Origin of the sequence: Roseovarius sp. MMSF_3350 (assembly GCF_030733425.1) — a bacterium.
Taxonomy (GTDB): Bacteria; Pseudomonadota; Alphaproteobacteria; order Rhodobacterales; family Rhodobacteraceae; genus Roseovarius.
Window position 1 is genome coordinate 1 of sequence record NZ_JASHIZ010000037.1, and the last position, 7,232, is coordinate 7,232.

Here is a 7,232-nt window from a genome sequence, read left to right on the forward strand (position 1 = left end):
GCATGTCATGAAACCTTCATGGCAGAGGGGCTTGGCGACTCGAGCGGCATACGCTATAGATTTGTCTAGTTGTATATGTTTATCGACAACTTCGCAAGGTGTCTAGATGACCGAAAATTCCGAAAGACAGGCATGGATGGGCACGCTGGCCAAGGCCCCCGCGGCCGAACTGGCCCGGCTTTGGGAGAGGCTGGGATTTGCCCCCGAGCACGAGTTCTTGCGCGCGCCCGAGGTGGGGGCAGTGATGGTGCGCGGGCGGCCCGGGGCGACGGGGGCGCCGTTCAACCTTGGGGAAATGACGGTGACGCGCTGTTCGCTGCGGCTGGGCTGTGGCGCGGTGGGGCATGGCTATGTGCAGGGGCGCGACAAGGCGCACGCGACGACCGCCGCGCTGGTGGATGCGCTGATGCAGACGGATGAGGCGGCGCGGGTGCGCGAAGGTGTCGTTACGCCTTTGACCGAGGCGTTGGCCGAGGCGAAGGCGAAGCGCCGGGCCAAGGCGGCGGCGACGAAGGTGGAGTTCTTCACCATGCAGCGGGGAGAGGACTGATGCAGACCGAAGCGTTGACAGGCGGGTTCGGCGATGCGCCGGTGGACGCGGCGCGGGCGTTTCGCGGGGCGATGAACGCGATGGCGCGGCCCGGGCGGATCGAGGATTTGACCGGGGCCGAGCCGCCCGCGCCGCTGTCGGTGGCGGCGGGAGTGCTGGTGCTGACGCTGTGCGACGCGGAGACGCCGGTATACCTGGCCGGTGATCATGATGCGCCGGCGGTGCGGGAGTGGATCACGTTTCATACCGGCGCCCCGTTTTCCGGGCCGGACAGGGCGATGTTCGCGCTGGGGACGTGGCACGCGCTGGGGCCGCTGGAGGCCTATCCGGTGGGCACGCCGGAATATCCTGACAGGTCGACGACCCTGATCGTCGAAGTGCCGGAACTGGTGGCCGAAGGTGCGGTGCTGCGCGGGCCGGGGATCCGCGACACGGCGCGGTTGCGCCTGCCGGAGGTGGCGGCGTTTCAGCGAAATGCAAAGGCGTTTCCGCTGGGGCTGGATTTCTTTTTCACCTGTGGCGACCGCGTGGCGGCGCTGCCACGGACCACGAAAGTAGAGGGCTGAGCCATGTATGTTGCGGTGAAAGGCGGCGAGCGGGCGATTGAAAACGCCCACGCCTGGCTGGCCGAGGAGCGGCGCGGCGACACGTCCGTGGCGGAACTGTCGGTGGCGCAGATCCGCGAGCAGTTGAGCCTTGCCGTGAACCGGGTGATGGCGGAGGGGTCGCTGTATGATCCGGACCTCGCCGCGCTGGCGATCAAGCAGGCGCGGGGGGACCTGATCGAGGCGATCTTCCTCATTCGCGCCTATCGCACGACGCTGCCACGGTTCGGCGCGTCCGAGCCGGTGGAGACGGGCGAGATGGTGTGCGACCGCCGGATCTCGGCCACGTTCAAGGATGCGCCGGGCGGGCAGGTTCTGGGGCCCACGTTTGACTACACGCACCGTCTGCTGGATTTCAAACTGGCCGCCGAGGGCGAGGTGCCGGAGGCCCCCGAGGGCGAGGCCAAGGGCGGGCCGGTGCCGCATATCACCGGGTTTCTGAACCGCGAGGGGTTGATCCAGACCGAGGATGAGAGTGACGCCACGCCGCCCGATCTGACGCGCGAGCCGATGGAGTTGCCGGCGAGCCGCGCGCTGCGGCTGCAATCGCTGACGCGGGGCGACGAGGGGTTCGTGCTGGGCATGGCGTACTCGACGCAGCGGGGATACGCGCGGAATCATGCGTTCGTGGGGGAGTTGCGGATCGGCACGGTGGAGGTCGAGATGGAGGTGCCGGAGCTGGGCTTTGCTATTGATATCGGCGAGATCACCCTGACCGAATGCGAGACTGTGAACCAGTTCAAGGGCTCGAAAACCGAGCCGCCGCAGTTCACGCGGGGCTATGGGCTGGTCTTCGGGCAGACCGAGCGCAAGGCGATTTCCATGGCTCTGGTCGACCGGGCGCTGCGCTGGAAGGAGCTGGGCGAGGACGACCAGGGCGCGCCGGCGCAGGACGAGGAGTTCGTGCTGATGCATGCCGACAACATTCAGGCGACCGGGTTTCTGGAGCATATCAAGCTGCCGCATTACGTGGATTTCCAGAGCGAGCTGGAGCTGGTGCGGAAGTTGCGGCGCGAGGCGGAAGGCCAAGAGGCGCGTGAGGCGGCGGAATGAGTTCCGGCCTGTCGCATATCACGTTCATTTGTGCCGACCTGGACCGGATGCAGCGCGTGCTGGAAGAGGTGCTGGAGGCGCGGTGCGTCTATGCCAGCGGGGCCGCGCAATTCTCACTGTCAGAGGAGCGGTTTTTCATGGTGGGCGACGTGTGGGTCGCGATCATGAAGGGCGAGCCGCTGGCAGAGCGGACCTATAATCACGTGGCGTTCAAGGTGGACGAGGCCGCGTTCGACGCCCGCGTGGCGCGGATCGAGGCGCTGGGACTGGAGATGCGTCCGCCACGGCCAAGGGTCGAAGGCGAGGGACGGTCGGTGTATTTCCACGGCCCCGACGGGCATTTGCTGGAGCTGCACACCGGCACGCTGGAGGAACGGCTGGCGCGGTATGCGCGCGGCCGGGAGGGCGTGGCGTGAATATCGTGTTCGATATCGGCAACGTGTTGATCGCCTGGGACCCGCATGCGGCGTTCCGGCATGCGTTCGACAGCGACGAGGAAATAGATTCGTTCCTGGTGGATGCGGATTTCTATGCCTGGAACCTGGAGCAGGATCGCGGGCGGTCGCGGGAGGCTGCGGTGGCAGCCGCCGGGGCGGGGCAAGCGGCGTTGCTGGACGGGTATTTCGACCGGTTTCACCTGACAATTCAGTACAAGATCTGCGAGACATGGTCACTGATGGAGCGGCTGCGCAGCAGGGGGTACGGCATCTATGGCCTGACCAACTTTGCCGCCGATACCTGGCCCGTGGCGCTGGAAGTGCATCCGCAGCTGGGCGAGGCATTCGAGGACGTGGTGGTGTCGGGGCATGAGGGGCGGGTCAAGCCGGAGCGCGAGATCTATGACCTTCTGTGCCGGCGCAACAAGCTGAGCCCGAGCGACTGTCTGTTCATCGACGACAGTGCCGCGAATGCGGACGGCGCGCGCAAGGCGGGCTGGCAGGCGCATCATTTCACTTCTCCCGACGCGCTGCGCCGGGACCTGACAGAGCGGGGGCTGCTGTGAACGAGTACAATTTCGCCTATCTGGACGAGCAGACCAAGCGGATGATCCGGCGGGCCATCCTGAAAGGACTGGCCATTCCCGGCTACCAGGTGCCGTTCGCCAGCCGCGAAATGCCGATGCCCTATGGCTGGGGCACGGGGGGCGTGCAGGTGAGTGCCGCCACGCTGGTGCCCGAGGACCGGATGAAGGTGATCGACCAAGGGGCGGACGATACGACCAACGCGGTGTCGATCCGCAAGTTTTTCGAGCGGACGGCGGGCGTGGAGACGACCGAGGAAACCGGTCGCGCGACGCTGATCCAGACCAGGCACCGGATCCCAGAGGAGACACTGACGGAGGACCAGATCCTGGTCTACCAGGTGCCGATCCCCGAGCCGCTGCGGTTCCTGGAGCCGCGCGAAACGGAGACGCGCAAGATGCACAGCCTTGAGGAATACGGGCTGATGCATGTGAAGCTCTACGAGGACATCAGTCAGCACGGCGCGATCGCCACGTCCTATGCCTATCCGGTGAAGGTGGAGGAGCGGTATGTGATGGACCCGTCGCCCATTCCGAAATTCGACAACCCGAAGATGGAGATGGCCGCCATTCAGCTTTTCGGTGCGGGGCGGGAGCAGCGGATCTATGCGCTGCCGCCGTGGTGCGAGGTGGTGTCGCTCGATTTCGAGGACCATCCGTTCGAGCCGAGCAAGGCGGAGCATGAATGTGATCTGTGCGGGGCGGAGGACAGCTACCTGGACGAGGTGATCGTGGATGATGCGGGCGGGCGGATGTTCGTTTGTTCCGACACGGATTACTGCCGCGGGCGCCGGGCCGCGGGGCATGTGGGGGCGCAGGGCGTGCCTTATGAGGAGGGCGCGGCGTGAGACACGGGGCGCAAAATTTTTGGAAAAATTTTGGAGCGGATTCTTGGAAAAATCCGCGTGCGGGAGGGCTGGCGTGATGACTCCGTTGTTGCAGGTGCGTGAGGTGGCGAAGTTCTATGGCGCCCGGGTCGGCTGCCGGGACGTGTCGTTCGACCTTTATCCCGGGGAAGTGATGGGGATCGTCGGGGAGAGTGGATCGGGTAAATCCACGCTTCTGGGCTGCCTCGCCGGTCATCTGGCTCCTGATGCCGGCGAGGTGATTTTCGACACGGCCGTGGACGGGCCGCGTGACACGCTGAGGATGTCAGAGCCCGAGCGGCGGATGCTGGGGCGGACCGACTGGGCCTTCGTGCATCAGCATGCGCGGGATGGTCTGCGCATGGGTGTGAGTGCGGGCGGCAACGTGGGCGAGCGGTTGATGGCCGTGGGCGCGCGGCATTACGGGGATATCCGCAGCGCGGCCGTGGACTGGCTGGGCCGCGTCGAGATTGCCGAGGACCGGGTGGACGACCGGCCCACGGCCTTTTCGGGCGGGATGCAGCAGCGGTTGCAGATCGCGCGGAATCTGGTGACCGGGCCGCGGCTAGTGTTCATGGACGAACCCACGGGGGGGTTGGATGTCAGCGTGCAGGCGCGGCTGCTGGACCTGTTGCGAGGGCTGGTGCGGGAGATGGGGCTGTCGGCCATCATCGTGACGCATGATCTGGCCGTGGTGCGGCTTTTGGCGGACCGGCTGATGGTGATGAAGGACGGGCATGTGGTGGAGACGGGGCTGACCGACCAGGTGCTGGACGATCCGCAGCATGGGTATACGCAGTTGCTTGTCTCGAGCGTGTTGCAGGTTTGAAGCGTCGGGATTTGAGTATTTGGGGAACAGTGAAAGCCGGGATGATGATCGAGATCGAGAACGTGTCGAAGAATTTCGTGCTGCACAACCAGGGTGGCGCGATCATTCCGGTGATGGCGGGGGCGTCGCTGTCGGTGGGGCGCGGCGAATGCGTGGCGCTGACGGGGGCGTCCGGCGCGGGCAAGTCGACGCTGATGCGGATGATCTATGGCAATTATCTGGCCGCCTCGGGCCGGATCGTAGTGGGGGGCGTGGATGTGGCCCGGGCCGAACCGCGCGAGATTCTGGCGCTCAGGCGAGAGACGCTGGGGTATGTGAGCCAGTTCCTGCGGGTGGTGCCACGGGTGCCGACGCGGGAGGTGGTGGCCGAGCCGCTGTTGGCGGTGGGCGTGGATCGGGACGTGGCCATGGCGCGTGCCGAGGAATTGTTGGGGCGGTTGAACATCCCCGAAGGGCTGTGGGGGTTGAGCCCGACGACCTTTTCCGGCGGAGAGCAGCAGCGGGTGAACATCGCGCGCGGTTTCGCGCATGGCTATCCGGCGATGCTGCTGGACGAGCCGACGGCGAGCCTGGATGCCGCGAACCGCGAGACGGTGCTGAGTCTGATCGAGGAGGCCAAGGCGCGGGGTGCTGCGATCGTGGGGATTTTCCATGACGAGGCGGCGCGGGCGCGGGTCTGTGACCGGGAGATCGACGTCTCGGTCTTTACCCCGAAGGCGGCGTGATGTGCGCGCCGGTCCATACCGGGCGGCTGGTTGGCGTTGTCGGGCCGTCGGGCGTGGGCAAGGACAGCGTGATGCGGGCGCTGGCCGAGCGGCACGCGGGCGTGCGGCTGGTGCGGCGGGTCATCACGCGGGCGGCCGACGCGAGGGGCGAGGTGTTCGAACCGGTCAGCGAGCACGCGTTCGAGGCGCGGGTGCAGGCGCGTGCGTTTGCCTTGCACTGGCGGGCGCATGGGCTGCGCTATGGCGTTCCGGTGTCGGTGAATGAGGACGTGGCGGCGGGTCATCTGTGTCTGGTGAACCTGTCGCGGGCGGTTCTGGCGGACGCACAGGCGATGTTTCCCGGATTTGCCGTGGTGCACCTTACGGCGCCGGTGGACGTGCTGGCGTCGCGCCTCGCGGCGCGCGGGCGGGAAAGCGCCGAGGTGATCGCGGTGCGGCTAGCGCGGGCGGGATTTGCCTTGCCCGAAGGTCTGGAGCGGGTGATCGAGGTGGAGAACACGAGGACTGTGTCCGAGACCGCGGCGGAGGTCTGGGACAAGCTTCAGCCGGAGAGGGCGGCGCGATGAACGAGGTGGAAACGGCCCGTGGCATCCTCGCCGCAGAGGCTGAGGGCGTCGATGATGAAAGGTCGAGGGACGAGCGGCGCGATGACGGGGGCCAGAGCGGTGCGGAGTTGCGTGGCCTGTGCCTTGGGCAGCTTGCCGGAGAGGGTCAGATGGCAGCGGAACTGGTCCATCACGTATGGGTAGCCCCATTGCAGCAGGAGAGCGTCCTGTTCCGGCGTGAGATTTGCGGCGCGGCGGCGGGCGAGGTCCGCGTCAGTGAGCGGCGCACGGAACGCATCGAGCGTGCGGACGGTGTCGGCTGCGAGTCGGTTGAGGCCGCTTGTGTCTCCGGCGGGTACGAGGGCGAGGAAGCGGCCCAGTTGCGCCAGGTCCAACCCCTCCAGCGTGACCGGAGCGGCGAGGCCGCAATGGGTGGTGAAGGCGGTCAAAAGATCGGTTTCCGCCCAGCCTTCGGCCAGCCGGAAGGGCGGCTTGATCGTGGCGTGAAAGCCGTATCTGCGGGGGGTGCTGGTGATCTCGTCCCACTGGGCGGGAAGGCCGTCGATCTCGGGCGGAGAGGTCGGTTTGCCGGTCTCCACGTCCCAGCCGAGCCAGTCGGCGCCGAAGCGGGCAAGTGCGCCGGTGGGGGTGTAGTAGATGGCGTAGCGATTGAAATCCATGCGCGCCGTATTGCCGTTCTTTCAACTTCAAGCCAAGTGATGGTTCCATGACAGAGACGTTTTGCCTTGCCAATGCGCAAGTGATCCTGCGCGACCGGGTGATGACCGGGGCCGTGCGTGTGGAGAATGGTGCGATTGCCGGGATCGAGGAGGGCGACGCGGTGCCCGCCGGTGCGATCGACTGCGGGGCTGGCTTCGTGGCGCCGGGGCTGATCGAGCTGCATACCGACAACCTGGAGCGGCACATCCAGCCGCGGCCCAAGGTGGACTGGCCGCATAACGCGGCGATCCTGGCGCATGACGCGGAACTGGCGAGTACCGGGATCACGACGGTTTTCGATGCGATGCGGGTGGGGTC

At 66.4% G+C, this 7,232-nt stretch carries 10 protein-coding genes and 1 pseudogene; 10 read left to right on the top strand and 1 reads right to left on the bottom strand.

The window, feature by feature from the left end; translation table 11 throughout:
* Positions 1–106 precede the first annotated feature (106 nt).
* From phnG to phnN, 9 genes are all read left to right on the top strand, one after another.
* Entirely contained in the window at positions 107–550 is a 444-nt protein-coding gene (gene phnG / locus RBB31_RS20415; RefSeq protein ID WP_306131098.1) for a phosphonate C-P lyase system protein PhnG, read from the top strand.
* Positions 550–1,116 carry a phosphonate C-P lyase system protein PhnH gene (gene phnH, locus RBB31_RS20420; protein ID WP_306131099.1) on the top strand — a complete coding sequence of 189 codons (567 nt, stop codon included), beginning with the start codon at positions 550–552 and terminating at the stop codon, positions 1,114–1,116. Before phnG ends, phnH begins: the two co-directional genes overlap by 1 nt.
* A 3-nt stretch (positions 1,117–1,119) precedes the next feature.
* Entirely contained in the window at positions 1,120–2,208 is a 1,089-nt protein-coding gene (locus RBB31_RS20425; RefSeq protein ID WP_306131100.1) for a carbon-phosphorus lyase complex subunit PhnI, read from the top strand.
* Complete coding sequence (gene fosX, locus RBB31_RS20430; RefSeq protein WP_306131101.1) at positions 2,205–2,624, top strand: FosX/FosE/FosI family fosfomycin resistance hydrolase; 420 nt, start codon at positions 2,205–2,207, stop codon at positions 2,622–2,624. Before RBB31_RS20425 ends, fosX begins: the two co-directional genes overlap by 4 nt.
* Positions 2,621–3,211 (top strand): HAD family phosphatase, encoded by a 591-nt coding sequence (locus RBB31_RS20435; RefSeq protein WP_306131102.1) that lies wholly within the window; start codon positions 2,621–2,623, stop codon positions 3,209–3,211. Before fosX ends, RBB31_RS20435 begins: the two co-directional genes overlap by 4 nt.
* A complete protein-coding gene (locus RBB31_RS20440; protein WP_306131103.1) occupies positions 3,208–4,077 on the top strand; it encodes an alpha-D-ribose 1-methylphosphonate 5-phosphate C-P-lyase PhnJ in 870 nt (289 codons plus the stop codon). The genes RBB31_RS20435 and RBB31_RS20440 overlap by 4 nt, the downstream gene beginning before the upstream one ends.
* Positions 4,078–4,153: 76 nt before the next feature.
* Positions 4,154–4,924, top strand: coding sequence for a phosphonate C-P lyase system protein PhnK (phnK, locus tag RBB31_RS20445; RefSeq protein ID WP_306131106.1), 771 nt, complete (start codon positions 4,154–4,156; stop codon positions 4,922–4,924).
* A 44-nt stretch (positions 4,925–4,968) separates the two neighbouring features.
* The gene (phnL, locus tag RBB31_RS20450) at positions 4,969–5,649 is read left to right on the top strand and encodes a phosphonate C-P lyase system protein PhnL (RefSeq protein WP_306131107.1); all 681 of its coding nucleotides are present in this window, start codon (positions 4,969–4,971) and stop codon (positions 5,647–5,649) included.
* On the top strand, positions 5,649–6,215 hold the full coding sequence (gene phnN / locus RBB31_RS20455; RefSeq protein WP_306131104.1) for a phosphonate metabolism protein/1,5-bisphosphokinase (PRPP-forming) PhnN: 567 nt from the start codon (positions 5,649–5,651) through the stop codon (positions 6,213–6,215). Before phnL ends, phnN begins: the two co-directional genes overlap by 1 nt.
* On the opposite strand, the gene RBB31_RS20460 is transcribed toward phnN, so the two are convergent.
* Complete coding sequence (locus tag RBB31_RS20460) at positions 6,191–6,874, bottom strand: DUF1045 domain-containing protein (RefSeq protein WP_306131105.1); 684 nt, start codon at positions 6,872–6,874, stop codon at positions 6,191–6,193. The two genes, phnN and RBB31_RS20460, sit on opposite strands and share 25 nt — an antisense overlap.
* 47 nt (positions 6,875–6,921) lie before the next feature.
* Between RBB31_RS20460 and RBB31_RS20465 the strand changes: the two are divergent.
* Positions 6,922–7,232 (top strand): annotated as a pseudogene (locus RBB31_RS20465) (alpha-D-ribose 1-methylphosphonate 5-triphosphate diphosphatase); the annotation flags it as partial.

What these genes read in the sequence shown, in the direction of transcription:
- fosX (WP_306131101.1), top strand. Translation starts at nt 2,205, where the DNA reads ATGAGTTCCGGCCTGTCGCATATCACGTTCATTTGTGCCGACCTGGAC.
- RBB31_RS20425 (WP_306131100.1), top strand. Translation starts at nt 1,120, where the DNA reads ATGTATGTTGCGGTGAAAGGCGGCGAGCGGGCGATTGAAAACGCCCAC.
- phnG (WP_306131098.1), top strand. Translation starts at nt 107, where the DNA reads ATGACCGAAAATTCCGAAAGACAGGCATGGATGGGCACGCTGGCCAAG.
- RBB31_RS20460 (WP_306131105.1), bottom strand. Translation starts at nt 6,874, where the DNA reads ATGGATTTCAATCGCTACGCCATCTACTACACCCCCACCGGCGCACTT.
- phnH (WP_306131099.1), top strand. Translation starts at nt 550, where the DNA reads ATGCAGACCGAAGCGTTGACAGGCGGGTTCGGCGATGCGCCGGTGGAC.
- phnL (WP_306131107.1), top strand. Translation starts at nt 4,969, where the DNA reads ATGATCGAGATCGAGAACGTGTCGAAGAATTTCGTGCTGCACAACCAG.
- phnN (WP_306131104.1), top strand. Translation starts at nt 5,649, where the DNA reads ATGTGCGCGCCGGTCCATACCGGGCGGCTGGTTGGCGTTGTCGGGCCG.
- phnK (WP_306131106.1), top strand. Translation starts at nt 4,154, where the DNA reads ATGACTCCGTTGTTGCAGGTGCGTGAGGTGGCGAAGTTCTATGGCGCC.